Annotated in this window: 20 protein-coding genes; 19 read left to right on the plus strand and 1 reads right to left on the minus strand. The window is 61.1% G+C overall.

The genetic code is table 11. The features are described 5' to 3' along the window. The first annotated feature begins 10 nt into the window (after nucleotides 1–10). The 18 genes from PUQ42_RS02825 to PUQ42_RS02910 all read left to right on the plus strand — a co-directional run bounded on the left by PUQ42_RS02825 (nucleotide 11) and on the right by PUQ42_RS02910 (nucleotide 15,726). A complete protein-coding gene (locus PUQ42_RS02825; RefSeq protein WP_273370803.1) occupies nucleotides 11–1,495 on the plus strand; it encodes a GH3 auxin-responsive promoter family protein in 1,485 nt (494 codons plus the stop codon). Between the two features lie 51 nt (nucleotides 1,496–1,546). Beyond that, entirely contained in the window at nucleotides 1,547–1,981 is a 435-nt protein-coding gene (locus tag PUQ42_RS02830; RefSeq protein WP_087311671.1) for a DUF3997 domain-containing protein, read from the plus strand. A gap of 75 nt (nucleotides 1,982–2,056) precedes the next feature. Beyond that, on the plus strand, nucleotides 2,057–2,677 hold the full coding sequence (locus PUQ42_RS02835; protein WP_087311669.1) for a deoxynucleoside kinase: 621 nt from the start codon (nucleotides 2,057–2,059) through the stop codon (nucleotides 2,675–2,677). Next, entirely contained in the window at nucleotides 2,674–4,260 is a 1,587-nt protein-coding gene (locus tag PUQ42_RS02840; protein WP_273370810.1) for a methyltransferase RsmF C-terminal domain-like protein, read from the plus strand. The genes PUQ42_RS02835 and PUQ42_RS02840 overlap by 4 nt, the downstream gene beginning before the upstream one ends. A 2-nt stretch (nucleotides 4,261–4,262) precedes the next feature. Then, nucleotides 4,263–4,931, plus strand: coding sequence for a MerR family transcriptional regulator (locus PUQ42_RS02845; RefSeq protein WP_273370812.1), 669 nt, complete (start codon nucleotides 4,263–4,265; stop codon nucleotides 4,929–4,931). 102 nt (nucleotides 4,932–5,033) lie between these two features. Next, nucleotides 5,034–5,816: a Nif3-like dinuclear metal center hexameric protein gene (locus PUQ42_RS02850; RefSeq protein WP_087311747.1), complete on the plus strand. Its 783-nt coding sequence runs from the start codon at nucleotides 5,034–5,036 to the stop codon at nucleotides 5,814–5,816. Nucleotides 5,817–5,839: 23 nt separating this feature from the next. Beyond that, nucleotides 5,840–6,601, plus strand: a complete 762-nt coding sequence (locus PUQ42_RS02855) for a zinc ribbon domain-containing protein (protein WP_087311663.1) — start codon at nucleotides 5,840–5,842, stop codon at nucleotides 6,599–6,601. A 267-nt stretch (nucleotides 6,602–6,868) separates the two neighbouring features. Further along, nucleotides 6,869–8,455, plus strand: a complete 1,587-nt coding sequence (locus PUQ42_RS02860) for an NAD+ synthase (protein WP_273370816.1) — start codon at nucleotides 6,869–6,871, stop codon at nucleotides 8,453–8,455. A gap of 3 nt (nucleotides 8,456–8,458) precedes the next feature. Beyond that, nucleotides 8,459–8,881, plus strand: coding sequence for a SoxR reducing system RseC family protein (locus tag PUQ42_RS02865; protein WP_273370818.1), 423 nt, complete (start codon nucleotides 8,459–8,461; stop codon nucleotides 8,879–8,881). Next, nucleotides 8,881–9,858, plus strand: coding sequence for an RnfABCDGE type electron transport complex subunit B (locus PUQ42_RS02870; RefSeq protein WP_122120490.1), 978 nt, complete (start codon nucleotides 8,881–8,883; stop codon nucleotides 9,856–9,858). Before PUQ42_RS02865 ends, PUQ42_RS02870 begins: the two co-directional genes overlap by 1 nt. A 17-nt stretch (nucleotides 9,859–9,875) precedes the next feature. Continuing rightward, complete coding sequence (gene rsxC / locus PUQ42_RS02875) at nucleotides 9,876–11,225, plus strand: electron transport complex subunit RsxC (RefSeq protein ID WP_273370822.1); 1,350 nt, start codon at nucleotides 9,876–9,878, stop codon at nucleotides 11,223–11,225. Between the two features lie 42 nt (nucleotides 11,226–11,267). Further along, complete coding sequence (locus PUQ42_RS02880) at nucleotides 11,268–12,236, plus strand: RnfABCDGE type electron transport complex subunit D (RefSeq protein ID WP_087311639.1); 969 nt, start codon at nucleotides 11,268–11,270, stop codon at nucleotides 12,234–12,236. A gap of 13 nt (nucleotides 12,237–12,249) precedes the next feature. Beyond that, on the plus strand, nucleotides 12,250–12,915 hold the full coding sequence (locus PUQ42_RS02885; RefSeq protein ID WP_232009178.1) for an RnfABCDGE type electron transport complex subunit G: 666 nt from the start codon (nucleotides 12,250–12,252) through the stop codon (nucleotides 12,913–12,915). Further along, entirely contained in the window at nucleotides 12,908–13,492 is a 585-nt protein-coding gene (locus PUQ42_RS02890) for an RnfABCDGE type electron transport complex subunit E (RefSeq protein ID WP_087405051.1), read from the plus strand. The genes PUQ42_RS02885 and PUQ42_RS02890 overlap by 8 nt, the downstream gene beginning before the upstream one ends. A gap of 2 nt (nucleotides 13,493–13,494) precedes the next feature. Continuing rightward, on the plus strand, nucleotides 13,495–14,073 hold the full coding sequence (rsxA, locus tag PUQ42_RS02895; RefSeq protein ID WP_087311637.1) for an electron transport complex subunit RsxA: 579 nt from the start codon (nucleotides 13,495–13,497) through the stop codon (nucleotides 14,071–14,073). 193 nt (nucleotides 14,074–14,266) lie between these two features. Continuing rightward, entirely contained in the window at nucleotides 14,267–14,809 is a 543-nt protein-coding gene (hpt, locus tag PUQ42_RS02900; protein WP_122120494.1) for a hypoxanthine phosphoribosyltransferase, read from the plus strand. Further along, nucleotides 14,809–15,444: a 7-carboxy-7-deazaguanine synthase QueE gene (locus PUQ42_RS02905; RefSeq protein WP_122120495.1), complete on the plus strand. Its 636-nt coding sequence runs from the start codon at nucleotides 14,809–14,811 to the stop codon at nucleotides 15,442–15,444. The genes hpt and PUQ42_RS02905 overlap by 1 nt, the downstream gene beginning before the upstream one ends. Before the next feature lie 6 nt (nucleotides 15,445–15,450). Continuing rightward, a complete protein-coding gene (locus PUQ42_RS02910) occupies nucleotides 15,451–15,726 on the plus strand; it encodes an FtsB family cell division protein (RefSeq protein WP_087311631.1) in 276 nt (91 codons plus the stop codon). Nucleotides 15,727–15,883: 157 nt separating this feature from the next. On the opposite strand, the gene thiL is transcribed toward PUQ42_RS02910, so the two are convergent. Then, entirely contained in the window at nucleotides 15,884–16,822 is a 939-nt protein-coding gene (gene thiL, locus PUQ42_RS02915) for a thiamine-phosphate kinase (protein ID WP_273370827.1), read from the minus strand. Nucleotides 16,823–16,935: 113 nt separating this feature from the next. On the opposite strand from thiL, the gene aroQ reads away from it, so the two are divergent. Next, nucleotides 16,936–17,367, plus strand: coding sequence for a type II 3-dehydroquinate dehydratase (aroQ, locus tag PUQ42_RS02920; RefSeq protein ID WP_087405049.1), 432 nt, complete (start codon nucleotides 16,936–16,938; stop codon nucleotides 17,365–17,367). The last annotated feature ends 15 nt before the right edge of the window (nucleotides 17,368–17,382 follow it).

Consider the following 17,382-nt stretch of genomic DNA (forward strand, 5'->3'; position numbering starts at 1 on the left):
ACTGGAGAAAATGTCTTTTCGAAACAGCATACTCAGAGCGTGGTTCTCGCAGCGCGAACGGTCGATAGACCGGTTCCGCCGCCATCCGGTCGAGACCCAGATGCGCATGTTCCGCCGGCTGTTGCGCCGCGGCCGCATGACGGAGTTCGGCGAACGTTACGACCTGCGGCATATCCGTACGGTGGAGCAGTTCGAGTCGTTGGTTGCGACGTTCGACTACGAGACCTTCAAGCCCTACATCGAGCAGATGCGTGCCGGGGCGTGGAACGTCACGTGGCCGGGCCGGGTTTCGTTGTTTGCCCGCTCGTCGGGCACCACGTCGGACCGGAGCAAATACATCCCCGTGACGCGGGAGTCGTTGTGGCGCAACCATACGCTCGGCATGCGCGACGTGGCGACGGTCTATGCGGCCAACTACCCGCGCAGCCGGGTGCTTGAGGGCAAGACGCTGACGCTGGGCGGTTCGTGCATTGCCGAGGGCCGCAATCTGGTGGGTGATCTTTCGGCGCTGCTGATCCACGAGACGAAGTTCTGGAGCGGGTGGTTCCGGGCGCCGCGCATCGAGACGGCCATCATTGCCGATTTCGATGCCAAGTGCGAGGCGATCTGCCGCGAATGTACGGGCGAGCACATCACGGCCTTTGCGGGGGTTCCGTCGTGGAACCTGGCGCTGATGCGCCGCGTGCTGGAGTACACCGGGCGTCGGAATCTGCTGGAGGTTTGGCCCGATCTGGAGATGTTCGCCCACGGCGGGGTGGAGTTCACCCCCTACCGGCGTTCGTTCGAGGAGCTGATCCCCTCCGACGGGATGCACTACATGGAGACCTACAACGCCTCGGAGGGCTTTTTTGCCCTGGCCGACGATCCTTCGCGCAGCGACATGCTGCTGATGCTGGATTACGGGACCTTCTTCGAGTTCCGCGACGGCGAACGGATCGTTCCGCTCGAGGGGGTGGAGTGCGGCAAGGTTTATGCCGTGCTGATCACGTCGAACAACGGCCTGTGGCGCTACGAGATCGGCGATACGGTGGAGTTCACTTCGACGAACCCCTACCGGATCCGTTTTGCGGGGCGCACGCGTCAGTATATCAACGTATTCGGCGAGGAGCTGATTGTCGATAATGCCGAGCGGGCGCTCGCGGCCGCCTGCCGCCGGACGGGAGCCGTGGTGAGCGAATATACGGTCTCGCCGTGCTACATGTCGCTGCGCGAGCGGGGCGCCCACGAGTGGATCGTGGAGTTCGACCGCGAACCCGATTCGATGGAGTCGTTTGCGGCGGCGCTCGACGAGGAGCTGCGGGCCGTCAATTCGGACTATGACGCCAAGCGCCGCACGACGCTCGAGAAGCAGCATCTGCTGTACATGCCGCGCGGGGGGTTCCTGGCGTGGATGCGGGCGCGGGGGAAGAACAAGGTTCCGCGGCTGATGAACGACCGCCGGGTGGCCGACAACGTGAAGTCGTTTGCGGGGATCGGCGGCGAAGAGGGGCACTGAGCCTGTCGTCGTTCGTAAACTGGGCGTCATCAGATCCGATAAAACGAGCGTATGAAAACGGTTTCATCATTCCTCATTTTGTTGTTGCTCCTGATCATGCAAAGCTGCGGATTTGTCTATGAACGGCATCTTACTGGGAATTATTACTTGATCGCAGTGGATACCAAAGAGGATATGGATGTGTGTTATCATCAACCGGAAGATGATGCACCTTATACGGGCATAACCGGGGCGAGTGTTTATGCCGTGGGATATGACGATGATTTTATTCTGGTCAAGGCGTACCGTGCGTTGAAGGACAGTATGGGAGTTTCCTTACCGCGTTATGACAGGCATACAACCGAATATTACATCATTCCCGTCAATAACGCGCAGGAGGCCTGGGAGGCGCAGGAAAACAAATTCGGGGCATTCGATGAAGAGGCCTTTGAAGTGAGGCGGAAAGAGCTGGGAGTACCGGATGATATAACATTCAAGAAGCTGTAATAAAAATTATTAACGATATTAACGGGAGGATAACGCTTTACGTTATCTCTTTTCAAACCATTAACGGATACGGTCATGTACATAGCCATTGCAGGAAATATCGGGAGCGGGAAGACGACGCTGACTGAGATGTTGACACAGCGATACGATGCCAAATGCTATCTGGAGGAGTGTGACAACCCCTATATCGGCGATTTCTACGAGGACATGAACCGTTGGGCGTTCCAACTTCAGATCTCGTTTCTCGGGAGCCGGATCCAGCAGACGATGGATATGCTTTCGGACAACAAATCGGGGGTGATCTTTCAGGACCGCACGATCTACGAGGATGCTCACATCTTCGCCGACAACCTCCATGAAATGGGACTGATGTCGACGCGCGACATCGAGACCTACATGAAGATCTTCCGCCTGGTGACGTCGCTCATTCCGCAACCCGACCTGCTGATCTACCTCAAGGCGAGCGTTCCGACGCTCATCTCGCAGATCCGCAAACGGGGCCGCGAGTATGAGATGAATATCGATGAACTCTATCTGAAACGTCTGAACGACAAATACAACCATTGGATCGACACGATCTACGAAGGGGAGGTCTTTGTCGTGGACAAGGACCACGAGGATTTTGTTTCGGATCCGGCGGTCTTCGAGCGGATCTGCGCGCGGTTGGATGCTCTCAAAGCCCGCGAAGAGCGATGAGTCTGCCCGAACGATTCGTCGAACGCACGCTGCGCGAACTCGGCGTGGAGGAGGGTCGGGCCTTGTGCGAGGCGCTGGAGTCGGAGTCCCCGACCTCGGTGCGTCTCAATGCGTCGAAGTGCCGGCCGGCGGGAGCTTCACCGGCCGATAACCGACAAGAGACTGCGACGTTGCCGGGTGTCGCGATGCCGACGGATGCCGATGGCCTGCCGGATGCCGGAGGCCGGTCAGATGCCGATAAACGGCCGGAAGCCGCGGAGCTGCCGGCCGCAGCTGCACCCGCAGCCCCATGTCTCCCGACTGACTCCGCCGATGCCGATGCTGTTGCCCGGCTGTTGCCGGATTTGCCCCATCTGCCGCTGTTGAGACGGGTTCCGTGGTGCGCTGACGGCTGGTATCTGCGTGAACGCCCCTCGTTCACGTTCGACCCCGATTTCCACGCCGGGGCCTATTACGTGCAGGAGGCCTCGTCGCAATTCGTCGGCCACCTGTTGCGCGGCCGGCTCCCCGCGGGGGCCCGTGTGCTGGATCTCTGTGCGGCGCCGGGAGGCAAGACAACCCTCTATGCCTCGCTGGTCGGACGTGAGGGGCTGGTCGTGGCCAACGAGATCGACCGACGGCGGGCTTCGGTGCTGGCCGACAACGTGCGCAAGTGGGGAACGGGCAACGTGGCCGTGACGTGCTGCGACGCCGCCTCGCTGGGACGCTTCGAGGCGTGGTTCGATGCCGTGACGGTCGACGCCCCCTGCTCGGGCGAGGGGATGTTCCGCAAGGACCCGGCTGCCCGCGAGGAGTGGAGCGAGGCGAACGTGCGTCTCTGTGCCGCGCGTCAGGACGAGATTCTGCGCGAGGCGTGGCGGGCCCTGAAGCCCGGCGGCGTGCTGCTCTACAGCACCTGCACCTTCAACCGCGAGGAGGACGAGGGGTCGCTTGAACGGATGCTCGCATGGGCCGAAACGGAGGTGGAGGAGACCGGACCGGTCGAGGTCGACCCGGCGTGGGGGATCTGCTGCGGCAGGGTAGGGGCCTTCCGTACCTTCCGCTTCTATCCCCATCGGACTTGCGGCGAGGGGTTCTTTGCCGCCGTGGCCCGCAAGTCGGCCGAAGCCGATGCACGGACGCGCACTCCGAAATCGCGCCGTTCGGTGCTGACGCCCGTCGACCGCAAATGCGCGGCGGAGCTGTGGCGCTGGTTGACGGAACCCGAAGCGATGCGTTTCGGGATGGCGGGCGACACCTGCTACGCCTGGTATGCCGGACAGGCCGAGGCGGTGCGGACGCTCTCCGAAGTGCTGCCGGTGATCGGCTCGGGGGTGGCCCTCGGGCAGATCTTCAAGGGGGTGCTGAAACCCGATCCGGCGCTGGCCTTCTTCCCGGGGCTGAACCGCACGGCGGTACCCGTGGCAGAACTGGCGGAGGAGGAGGCGCTGCGTTACCTGCGGCGTCAGGAGATTGCGGCAGCCGGACTGGCCGAGGGGATGAACCTCATCTGTGTGCGGGACCGCGGACTGGGCTTTGCCAAACGGATCGGATCGCGGGTCAACAACCTCTATCCGAACTCATTGCGAATCATGAAACAATAGATATGGCCGAAAAGATTTTTTATACGATGGGCGAAGTGGCCGAGATGTTCGACGTCAACACGTCGCTCATCCGCCACTGGGAGTCGCAGTTTCCGATTCTCCGCCCGAAGCGCAACAAGAAGGGCAACCGCCTCTTCACGCCGCAGGATGTCGAGCATCTGAAGATGATCTACCACCTGGTCAAGGAGTGCGGCATGACACTCGACGGGGCCCGGAAGGTGCTTCGCAAGGAGGGGGCAGCCACGGCGGTCGAACGGGATACGCAGCTCATGGAGCATCTGCAACGGATCCGTTCGCTGCTGGTTGAGGTCCGCGAGGATCTGAAGGCCGACAACGGACAGGTTGTCGATGAAGAGGAGGAATCTTCCGTTGCGGCTCCGGAGGAGGAGATGCCCCGCAAGGAGCCGCGACGCCGGGGAGTGTCTGCGGATCGGCTCCGCAAACCGAAGATGGTGGATGTAGAGCCAGCCGCCGAACCCGAGGCCTCCGAGCCTGCTGCTGAACCTGCCGAGTCCGTTGCCGACCCCGTGGTTGCCGAGCCCGTTGCTGAACCCGCTGCCGAACCCGTCCCCGGACAACCGACCCGACGTACGGCCCGGAAACCTCGCCGCAAAAAGGAGGAAACCGAAAACAAAGAGCTCTTTGCCTTCTACGAGCAGTCACTTTTCTGAACGGTTCGAGGCCACCGGTCAGAGGCCGTCGGTCAGCGCCGTGTCCTGCTTTACGATCACCCGGAATCGAAAACCTGAAACCTGAAAATACCTATGAATGCCATGAAAATAAAAGAGATAACCGATGTCATCGAACGCTTTGCTCCGCTTGGCTGGCAGGAATCCTATGACAATGCAGGACTTGTGGTCGGCCGCAGTGACGACGAGGTACGTCGGGCGCTGCTGGCTGTCGATGTCACCGAGGAGGTGCTGGACGAGGCCGAAGAGACGGGGTGCGATCTGATCATCACGCACCATCCGATCATCTTCCACGCTCTGAAACGCTTCAATTCGGCGGATCCCGTGCAGCGCTGTGTCGAGCGAGCCATCCGCAGCCGCATTGCCCTCTACGCCTGTCACACGAATCTCGACAGTGCGCCCGGCGGCATGAGCTGGCGTCTGGCCGGGATCCTCGGTATCGGGAATCTGCGACTGTTGCAGCCCTCGTCGGTCGAAGGGGTCGGTTTCGGCGTTGTCGGCGAACTGCCCGAAGCCGTGGAGCCCCTCGCTTATCTGGGCACGGTGCGCGAACGGCTCGGCTGCGGTGCCATCCGATACAGCGATATCGCCATCCCGGCGGTGCGTCGTGTGGCCCTCTGCACGGGTGCCGGAGCCTCGCTCATCGGCGATGCCCTGCAGGCCGGGGCCGATCTCTACATCACGGCGGATCTCAAGTATAACGACTTTATGACCCCCGACAAGCGTCTCATGGTGGCGGATGTCGGTCATTTTGAGAGCGAATATTGTGCAATTCAGTTATTATTTGAGGTTTTGTCGAAAAATTTATGTACCTTTGCGGTTCGCAAGAGTGAACGCTCGCGCAATCCGGTGAATTATCTCGTGTAAGTCTAAACTATACAGTACATTATATGGCAACGCAAAAGAAAACCGCCGACGTTGATTATTCGATGCAGGAGAAGATCCTCGCACTCTACGAGCTGCAGAAGATCGACAGCAAGATCGACCAGATCAACAAGGTGAAAGGTGAACTGCCTCTCGAGGTCCAGGATCTCGAGGATGAAATGGCCGGAATGAAGACCCGCATCGACCACATCAACGGGGAGATCGAGGAGCTCAATGCCCTGACCAAGCAGCGCAAACGCGAGGTGGATCAGGCCAAAATCATGATCGGCAACTACAAGGAGCAGCAGAACAACGTGCGTAACAACCGTGAGTTCGATGCCATCTCCAAGGAGATCGAATATCAGGAACTCGAGATCGAACTGGCCGAGAAGCGCCTCAAGGAGTATGCGGCCGGCATCAAGGCCAAGAAACTCCAGCTCGAAGAGGCCGAAAACCTCTCCAAGGACCGCTCGGCCGACCTGGCGGCCAAAAAGGCCGAACTCGACGGCATCGAGGCCGAAACCGGCCCGCAGGTAGCCGAGTACGAGGCTCAGCGCGAGCAGGTCAAGGCCAAGATCGACGAACGTCTGCTGGCCGCCTACGATCGCATTCGTCGCAATGTCCGCAACGGTTTGGCCGTCGTGACGGTCAAGCGTGATGCCTGCGGCGGCTGCTTCAACCGCATTCCGCCCCAGCGTCAGGTGGAGATTCGTCAGGGCAAGAAGATTATCGTCTGCGAGTATTGCGGCCGCATTCTCGTAGCCGATCCCGAGGCCGCCCAGGAATAAGGGGGCCCGGGGGAGCAGGCAGGGGGCCGGGGGCCGGGGCAGGGGCCGTCATCCGAAGGTCCCACCTTTGAAAAGCCTTCTCCCTTGAAAGTATCGAATCATGGAACGGGATTCCGCACAGGCGGAGTCCCGTTTTCGTATGCCTCTATTTTTTTAAGTTTTTTCGGAACTGCGGATGTTAATTTATTAACACGGAAAAGTTTTCCTACTTTTCCAAATAATCCTTAAATTTGCCGCGATTGGATCTTTCCGACTTAAATTACTGCCATGAAAATAGCCATAGCCCAGTTGAACTACACGGTCGGTGACATCGACGGCAATGCTTCGAAAATCATCGATTCCATTAACAAAGCAAAGGCCCAGCATGCCGATCTGGTCATTTTCGCCGAGCAGGCCGTGAGCGGGACTCCGGCGTTCGACCTCCTCCGCAAAACGACGTTCCTCGAACTGTGTGAAGATGCCCTGGTGGAGATCGCCTCCTGCTGCGACGGTATCGCCGCCATCGTCGGCCTCCCGATTCTTACCGACAAGGGAACCGTCAGTGCCGCAGCCCTCATCCAGGATCGCAAGGTCCTTCGCTATGTCGGCAAAAAATACATCTCCGCACGCCGTGAAATGGGTTTCCTGGTCCCCTCCAAAGGATACGAATACGCCACCATCAAGGGGCACAAGTGCGCCATCATCGTCGGCGATGACCTCAGTCGCGAACACGACTTCGACAAGTCCGTCGAGACCATCATCTCCATCAACGCCCGCCGTTACGGCAAGGGTACGATGATCTACCGCTACGAAATGATGCACAACCTGGCCTTCGTCGAGGGCAAGAACCTCGTGATGGTCAATCAGGTCGGCGGTTCGACCGAGATCGTCTACGACGGCACGTCCGGCGCCCTGAACAAACACGGCGTCCCGGTGCTGATGATGAAGAACTTCGAGGAGGATTTCCAGATCTTCGACACGGAGGTCGCCGAAACCATGCCCCCCGTCGTCATCCCCTCGACCTACAACGACCGCAACCGGCTTGTCTATGAGGCAGCCCGTTGCGGTCTGCGCGATTTCTTCCGCAAGAACAACTACGAAAAGGCCGCCATCGGCCTCTCGGGCGGTATCGACTCGGCCGTAGTGGCCTGTCTGGCCGTCGACGCGCTGGGCGCGAAGAATGTCCGGGCGCTGCTCATGCCCTCGCAGTTCTCGTCGAACGCCTCGGTCGAGGATGCCAAGACACTGGCCCGGAACCTCGGCATCGAATACAACGTCATCCCCATCTCGGAGATCTACACCAGCGTGGTCAATACGCTGAAACCCGCCATCGGCGTCACGGAGTTCGACTCCACGGAGGAGAACATCCAGACCCGTATCCGCACGGTGCTGCTCATGGCCCTGCAGAACAAGACGGGATACGTACTGCTCAACTCCTCGAACAAGAGCGAAAATGCCCTGGGCCTCTGCACCCTCTACGGCGATACGGCCGGTGCGTTCAGCCCCACGGGCGACCTCTACAAGAGCGAAATGTACGACGTGGCCCGCTATATCAACCGCCGCTTCGGCGATGTGATTCCCGACTCGATTCTCAACAAGGAGCCTTCGTCGGAACTCCACCCCGGTCAGAAGGACAGCGATATCCTTCCGCCCTACGAGGTGGTCGACGCCATTCTGTTCCGCATGATCGAGGAGGGGCAGCACCGTGAGGAGATCGTCAACGCCGGTTTCGACTCCGCCGTGGTCGAGAAGATCCACTCGATGATCATGCACAACGAAAAGAAACGTTTCCAGTTCCCGCCCGTGCTGCGTTTGTCCTCCTGCTCGTTCGGGCACGAGCGCCTCATGCCACTGACGAACAAATACGGAGACTGAACCGTGGAGGCTGGAATCATCGAACACGACGGGATCGTCGAACGCGTCGAAAAAAGGTGCGTTCGCGTGAAGATCACCTCGCAAAGCGCTTGTGGAGCCTGCAAGGCCCGGCAGGCGTGCGGTATGGCCGAGGCGCAGGAGAAGATCATTGTCGTCCCGACGTCCGACGCGGAGCAGTATCGCCCCGGGGAGGAGGTCCGGGTCGGTGTCCGGAAAAAGGCCGGGCGCATCGCCGTTATGCTGGCATATGGCGGTGCGCTTGTCGTTTTGCTGGCGGCGCTCGTCGTGACGATCGTCGTCTGCGGAGCCTCCGAGGGCGCAGGGCTGCTGGCCGCACTGGGCAGTGTGGCAATCTACTACCTGTTGCTGTGGATCTTCCGCCGCAGAATCGAACACACAATTCAATTTACAATAACTAAAATCTGATGGAAGTATTACTTTACACGATCCTGACACTGTGCGTGTTGGGTGTGCTCGCCGCCGTGATCCTCTACTTCGTGGCCCAGAAGTTCCGCGTCGAGGAGGATCCCCGGATCGACGAGGTGGAGAAAATGCTGCCCGGAGCGAACTGCGGCGGTTGTGGTTTCGCCGGATGTCGCGGTATGGCCGATGCCCTGGTCAAGCGCGATGACATCTCCGAACTCTTCTGCCCGGTCGGCGGCGGCGACTGCATGAAGGCCATTGCCGGCTATCTGGGCAAGGCTGCGGCCGAAAAACAGCCCGAAGTCGCTACTGTCCGTTGCGGCGGTACGTGCGAAAAGCGCCCCCGCACGAACGAGTACAATGGTGCCCGGTCGTGTGCCGTGGCCGCATCGCTCTATGTCGGCGAGACCGGATGTGCGTTCGGCTGTCTGGGATTCGGCGACTGTGTGGCCGCCTGCGTCTTCGACGCCATCCACATGAACCCCCAAACGGGGCTGCCCGAGGTCGATCCCGACAAGTGTACGGCCTGCGGCGCCTGCGTCAAGGCCTGCCCCAAGATGGTCATCGAACTGCGCAAGAAGTGGCCCAAGAACCGCGCCGTCTATGTGTCGTGTGTCTCGAAGGACAAGGGCGCCGTCGTGATGAAGGCCTGCAAGGCCGGTTGCATCGGCTGCGGCAAGTGCGAGAAGGTCTGCGCCTTCGGGGCCATCACCGTCACGAACAACCTGGCCTACATCGACCCGCAGAAGTGCAAGCTCTGCCGCAAGTGTGTCAACGAGTGCCCGACGGGTGCCATCAAGCTCGTCGGCATGGATCCGCTGCCCAAGGAGCCCAAGGCTCCCGCTGCCCCGAAGGCCGCGGCGCCCGCCGAAAAGGCTGCTCCCAAGGCCGCACCGGCTGAAAAGGCCGCTCCGGCTGCCCCGAAAGCGGCTCCGGCGGAGGCTCCTTCGACCCCGAAAGAGCCCAATCATGAATCGTAAATAACGTTAGCAGAGATATGAAGACATTTCCAATAGGCGGAGTCCATCCGTCGGCAAACAAACTGAGCAGCGCCAAGGCCATCGAGGTGCTTCCGCTGCCCGAGGTGGTGACGATTCCCCTCGCGCAGCACATCGGAGCTCCGGCCGTGGCCAAGGTCGCCAAGGGCGACAAGGTCCTCACGGGGCAGCTCATCGCCGAAGCCGGCAGCTTCATGTCGGCAAACATCCACTCCCCGATTTCGGGTACGGTGACGGCCGTCGACCTGGTGGCCAACGGTCAGGGCCTGCGCCAGATGATGATCACCATCAAACGCGAGGGCGACGACTGGGCCGAGGGTATTGACCGCTCCGAAACGCTCGTCAAGGAGTGCCGCCTCTCCGCGCAGGAGATCATCGACCGCATCAAGCAGGCCGGCATCGTCGGCATGGGCGGCGCCACCTTCCCCACACATGTCAAACTCTCGATCCCGGCCGGCAAGAAGGCCGAATGCGTCATCATCAACGGCGTCGAGTGCGAACCCTATCTGACCTCCGACCACCGCGTGATGCTCGAACACGGCGAAGAGCTGGTCGTTGGCGTCACGATCCTGATGAAGGCCGTGGGCGTCGAGAAGGCCTACATCGGTATCGAGAACAACAAGCCCGATGCCATCGCCCATCTGCGCAAGATCGTCGCTGCGTACAAGGGAATCGAGGTCGTGCCGCTGCAGGTGCGTTATCCGCAGGGCGGTGAGAAGCAGTTGATCGCTGCCGTGACGGGCCGTCAGGTGCCGCCCCCGCCCGCACTGCCGATCGACGTCGGCGCCGTGGTCTGCAACGCCTCGACCACCTATGCCGTCTACCAGGCCGTGCAGAAGGGCATGCCGCTCATTCAGCGCGTGGTGACGATCACCGGCAAGAGCCTCAGGGAGCCCAAGAACCTGCTGACGCGCATGGGTACCCCCGTTTCGACGCTGATCGCCGCCGCCGGCGGTCTGCCCGAAAATACGGGCAAGGTGATCAACGGCGGTCCGATGATGGGTCGCGCGATGGTCAACCTCGATTCGCCCGTCACGAAGGGCTGCTCGGGTATCACCGTGATGTCGGAGCACGACGCCCGCCGCCGGGTGGCCACGCAGTGCATCAAGTGCGCCAAGTGCGTCGCCGCCTGCCCGATGGGTCTGGAGCCCTACTACCTCTCGAAGATGACCCAGAAGAAGAACTGGGACGAGATCGAGGCCCGCATGATCACCTCGTGCATCGAGTGCGGCTGCTGCCAGTCGACCTGCCCGGCCTATCTGCCGCTGCTGGACTGGATCCGTCTGGGCAAACAGACCACCATGGGGCGTATCCGCGCCCGTGCGGCCGCCGCTGCCCCCAAAAAATAACGCGGTCCGTCAATCCGAAAATTAAAACTTACGATAACACTTATGGCAAACAAACTTATTGTCGCTCCCTCGCCGCACGTCCAGACCTTGCAGTCGACGGCCCACATCATGCGCGACGTGGTGATCGCCCTGTTGCCCGCGCTGGTCGTCTCGACCATCGTCTTCGGGGTCGACGTGCTTCGGGTGACGGCCCTCTCGGTCGCTGCCTGCGTGGTGTTCGAATTCCTGATTCAGAAATACGTGGTCCGCGGCCCGCTGACCATCTCCAACTGGTCGGCCGTCGTTACGGGCGTGCTGCTGGCCTTCAACCTCCCGGCCTCGATCCCCTGGTGGATCGTCCTCATCGGCGCCTTCGTCGCCATCGCCATCGCCAAGATGACCTTCGGCGGCCTGGGCAAGAACCCCTTCAATCCGGCTCTGGTCGGACGTGTCTTCCTGCTCGTGGCCTATCCCGTGCAGATGACTACCTGGCCCCTGCCCGTCAACGGCGCCTTCGACGCCCTGTCGGGCGCTACGCCGCTGGCGGCCGTCAAACAGGGTCTGGCCGCCCCCGATGCCCTCGGCGTGCAGGATCTGCTGCTGGGCAACATGCCCGGTTCGCTGGGTGAGGTTGCCGCACTGGCCCTGCTCGTCGGGTTTGTCTACCTGCTGTGGCGCCGCGTCATCACGTGGCACATCCCGGTGACGATCCTCGTGACGATGGCCCTGTTCGCCTTCGTGGTGGCCCTGTGCAAGGGTGAGTCGGGCGCCATGCTCTGGCAGCTGCCCCTGTTCCACGTACTGGCCGGCGGCGCCATCCTCGGTTCGGTCTTCATGGCCACCGACTACTCGACCTCGCCGATGACCGTCAAGGGCGGCGTGATCTTCGGTATCGGTATCGGCGTCATCACGATGCTCATCCGTCTGTGGGGCGCCTATCCCGAGGGCATGTCGTTCGCCATTCTCTTGATGAACGCCTGCGTGCCCCTGATCAACAAGTATGTCAAACCCAAACGCTTCGGCGTAAAATAAGGAGGAAGGATCCATGAAAAGTACACTTGTCAACATGACTGCGGTCCTCTTCGTCATTACGCTCGTGGCGTCGGCCGGCGTCGGCGTCGTGAACATGATCACCGAAGAGCCGATCGCCCTGGCCAAGGAGGCCGCCACGAAGGCCGCTCTTGCCGAAGTGCTCCCGGCCTTCGATTCGACCGAGGAGCAGACCCTGACCGTCGATGAACTCCCCATTACGGTCTACACCGCCACCAAAGAGGGTCAGGTGACCGGTTATGCCGTGCAGACGATGACCAAACAGGGCTTCAACGGCGTTGTTCGGCTGATGGTGGGCTTCACGCCCGACGGCGAGGTCGTCAACGTCAACGTCCTCGAACAGTCCGAGACCCCCGGTCTGGGAACCAAAATGGCCGATGAAGGCAACCCGCTGCTGGGCAGCATTCAGGGCCAGAAACTCGAAAACAAGAAACTCGTCGACGGAAAACTCGCCGTGACGAAGGATGGCGGCGATGTCGATGCGCTGACGGCCGCTACGATCTCCTCGCGTGCCTATGTCGATGCCGTCAACCGCGCCTGGATGGCCTACAAGAGTGTGGCTGCGGGCGTCGAGGCTACGGATACCGCCTCCGGTGCCACGCATCCCGTCGCTGAACAAACCAATGAGCCTGCGGCTCAGGAAGGAGGGCAATATGAATAAACTGAAAATCGCCTTGAGCGGCATCATCAAGAACAACCCGACGTTCGTACTGGTGCTCGGCATGTGCCCCACGCTGGGTACCACCACCTCGGCCGAAAACGGCATGGGTATGGGTCTGGCTACGGCCGCCGTGCTGACCCTGTCGAACCTCGTGATCTCGCTCATCAAGAACCTCATCCCGGACAAGGTCCGCATCCCGGCCTTCATCGTCGTGATCGCCTCGTTCGTCACCGTGATCCAGATGCTGATGCAGGCCTTCGTGCCGGCACTCTACGCCTCGCTGGGCGTCTTCATCCCGCTGATCGTCGTCAACTGCATCATCCTCGGACGCGCCGAGGCCTTCGCCTCGAAAAACTCGCCCGTCGACTCGATGATGGACGGTCTGGGCGTCGGTCTGGGTTTCACCCTCTCGCTGACGGTCATCGGCGCCGTGCGCGAGATCCTCGGCAGCGGCGCCATCTTCGGCGTCAGCCTCGGTATCTCCGACTACACGCCCCTGATCTTCGTCCTCGCACCCGGTGCCTTCCTCGTGTTGGGGTATCTGATGGTTCTGTTTAACAAATTAGCCAAGAAGTAGTCATGGAGATCTCCTATTTCGCAATCATCATCGGCGCCATCTTCGTCAACAACGTCGTTCTGGCCCAGTTCCTCGGCATCTGCCCCTTCCTGGGCGTGTCGTCGAAGGTCGAAACCTCGATGGGTATGGGTGCCGCTGTTACGTTCGTCATGGCCCTGACCGCGCTGGTGGCCTGGCCCATTCAGACCTATATCCTCGTCCCGCTGCACATCGAGTACATGCAGACGATCGTCTTCATCCTTGTCATCGCAGCGCTGGTGCAGATGGTCGAGATCATCCTCAAGAAGGTTTCCCCCTCGCTCTATCAGGCGCTGGGTATCTTCCTGCCGCTGATCACCACGAACTGCGCCGTGCTGGGCGTCGCCATCCTCATGATCCAGAAGGAGTTCAACCTGCTGCAGAGCGTCGCCTATTCGGTCTCCACGGCCCTGGGATTCGCCCTGGCGCTGGTGATCTTCGCCGGCATCCGCGAGCGTCTGGAGTTCGAGGAGGTGCCCAAGGCCTTCCGCGGTGTCCCCATCGCCCTGATCACGGCCGGCATCCTGGCCATGGCCTTCCTCGGCTTCTCGGGTCTGGTTTAGTGAATGCTCCCGGGGACGGACCTGCGCCGGTCCGCCGCCCGCCAACGATTCGGTCCGTACGTCGTTCTGCCTTCGTGCAGCGACGTGCGGATCGTTTCTTTGTAAAAAAATGAGGCGTTTCTTCGTTTCTTGACGGCAATTCGCTATTTTTGCACTATTGTAATCTCATAATCCCAAAAAATTCCCGAACTGCATGGAGGATATCATAAAACTTCACGACAGGAAGTTCAAGATCATGATTCCCGCGGCCAAGATCGACCAGGCGGTCGAGGCGGTCGCCCAACGGATCAATCACGATTACGCCGACAAGGAGACCCCCTTGTTTCTGGGCATTCTCAACGGTTCGTTCATGTTCATGAGCGATCTGATCAAGAAGATCGAGTTCCAGAACGAACTCTCGTTCGTTAAACTCGCCTCCTACGAAGGCACCGAATCCTCGGGACAGGTGCGCAGTCTGATCGGTCTGACCACGCCGATCGAGGGCCGTCACGTCATCATCGTCGAGGACATCGTCGACACGGGCGAGTCGATCGACCACATGATCCGCGATCTGGAGAAGCGCAAACCTGCCTCGATCGAGGTCTGCACGCTCTTCTTCAAGCCCGGCTCCTACCGCAAGACACGCCCGATCAAGTACCGCGCCATGGAGATCGGCAATGAATTCATCGTCGGCTACGGTCTGGACTACAACCAGCTGGGCCGCAGTCTGAAGGATATTTACGTCGTGACGGAGTAATGGCTGTGACAACTGATCCCGCGTTGTTCGACGGCGGGCGGCTGCTGCCCCTTGTCGAGGACTTCTATACGATTCAGGGCGAGGGTTTCCACGCCGGAAAGCCCGCCTATTTCATCCGGCTGGGCGGCTGCGACGTCGGCTGCCGGTGGTGCGACGCCAAGTATACGTGGAACCCGAAGCTCTATCCGCCGACCGACGTGCGGACGGTCATCGAGCGTGCCACGTCGTGTCCGGCGCAGGCCATCGTCATTACGGGCGGCGAACCGCTGCTCTATCCTCTGGGCGTGCTGACCGACGAACTGCGCAAAAAGGGTCTCGAGATCTTCCTCGAAACCTCCGGGTCGCACCCCTTCAGCGGGGTGTTCGACTGGGTCTGCCTCTCGCCCAAGCGGCAGCAGCCCCCGTTGGACGAGGCATACGGCCGGGCCGACGAACTGAAGGTAATCATCGAATCGGAGGCCGATCTGGAGTGGGCCGAGCAGAATGCCGCCCGCGTACGCCGGCGTTGCCTGCTCTACCTGCAGCCCGAGTGGAGCCGTTCGGAGGAGGTCATGCCCCTGCTGGTGGAGTATGCCAAGGCCCATCCGCGCTGGAACATCTCGATCCAGACCCACAAGTACATGCATATTCCGTAGCCGGTGATGAAGATTCGGATTGGACGTCGTTTCTGGATCCTCCTCACGGCAGGCATCGTGGTCTTCTCGGTCTTCGTGATCGGGCGGAACGCCCTGCATGCCGTGAAGATCAAACGGCAGATCAATGGCCTCGAGCGGCAGTATGACTTCTACGTCGAAAAGATCGCTCAAGACAGTACGCTGCTCGAAAGACTGCGTTACGACGACTATCTCGAAGAGTATGCCCGCGAGCATTACCACATGCAGCGGCGCAACGAACACGTCTACATCCTGGAAGAGTAGACGGCCGATAGGCGGCACCAACGAATCGGGCCCTTCTCCATTGGGAGAGGGCCCGATTTTTTTGGGGGGGGGCTGGCGGGAGTGGCAGGTGAGTTGCTCCCGGAACGACGGTGGAGCGAAAGTACGGGCTGTCGTTTCGGTCCGCGCGGGTGCTCCGCTAATAGTGCGAAAATCCCTGCCAGTCGTGGGGCTCGGGGCGGCCGTTGCGCAGCCAGGTGAGCCCCGCCTCGGAGGTGATGCGGCCGATGGGGTAGAGCGACGTGCCGAAGCGTGTGCGGAACTCCGCCGTGAGCCGTTCGGCCGAGGCGGTGTCGGCCGTCAGCAGCAGCTTGTAGTCCTCGCCCCCGCAGAGCGCCGTCTGCAGGTCGGAGTCCGCGGCCACGGGAATCTGTTCGAGGTCGATCTCCGCCCCGACGTGCGAGAGGTCGAGGATGTGGCGCAGATCCGAAGCCAGCCCGTCCGAGAGGTCCATCATGGCGTGGACCTCCGGCCGCGAGCCGAACCACACCCCCTCGTCGACCTGCGGCGCGGGGTTGCGGTGGAGGGCAGCCAGCGGGGTGTCGAGCCGTCCGGCAAGCAGATCGCGCAGTCCGGCTCCCGAGGCGCCCAGTTCGCCCGCTGCAAGGATCACGTCGCCCGGGCGGGCGTCGCGGCGCCGCTTGAGGTGCGTAAGGGGGGCGCGGCCGATGGCTGTGACGTTGATCGTGATGCCGGCTTCGGAGCGCGTCGTGTCACCCCCGACAAGCGGCGTGGAGTAGCGTTCGGAGAGCGTGCGGTACCCCTCGATGAACTCCAGCGCCCACGACTGGGCGGCATCCCGCGGAAGGGCAATCGACAACAGCGTCGCTACGGGACGCGCCCCCATCGAGGCCACGTCGCTCAGATTGACGGCCAGCGATTTGCCGCCCAGTTCGCGCGCCGAGGTGGCGTGGCGCAGGAAGTGGACCCCCTCGGTCAGCAGGTCCGCCGTGAAGACAAGCGCCTCGCCCCCGGCGAGCGGCAGCACGGCGCAATCGTCGCCGATTCCCTCGAATCCCTGATCGGGAATCGGGGCGAAAAGTCGGCGTATCTGTTCAATGAATCCGAATTCGGTCATGTTTTTGTTGCGGCTGTGGGGCAAAGATACCGATTTTTCGTCGAAAATAGTTACCTTTGTTCCGAATTCCCCGGCCGCGATCCCCGCGGCGCGGACCCATAACCCGTAAACTCATGAAAATACTGATTCTCAACGGCCCGAATCTCAACCTGCAGGGACGTCGCGACCCGGCCGTCTACGGCACGCAAACCTTCGGGAAACTCTTCGATGAATTGCGCTCCCGTTATCCGCAGGTCGAGTTCGACTATGTGCAGTCGAACCACGAAGGGGTGCTCATCGACACGATCCAGCAGGCCGACGGCCGCTTCGACGGCGTCGTGCTCAATGCCGGCGGATACACCCATACGTCGGTGGCACTGCGGGATGCCGTGGCTGCCGTCGAGGTGCCGGTTGTCGAGGTGCACATCTCCTCGATCCTCGCCCGCGAGTCGTTCCGCCACACCTCGCTGCTCGCCTCCGTGGCCATGGGGTCGATCATGGGCTTCGGGCTCGACTCCTACCGGTTGGGGGTCGAGGCGCTCATTCACGCCGCTGCGGCCCGATAGTTGGGGGATTCACAA

It is taken from the genome of Alistipes megaguti, assembly GCF_944320325.1.
GTDB classification, from domain to species: domain Bacteria; phylum Bacteroidota; class Bacteroidia; order Bacteroidales; family Rikenellaceae; genus Alistipes; species Alistipes megaguti.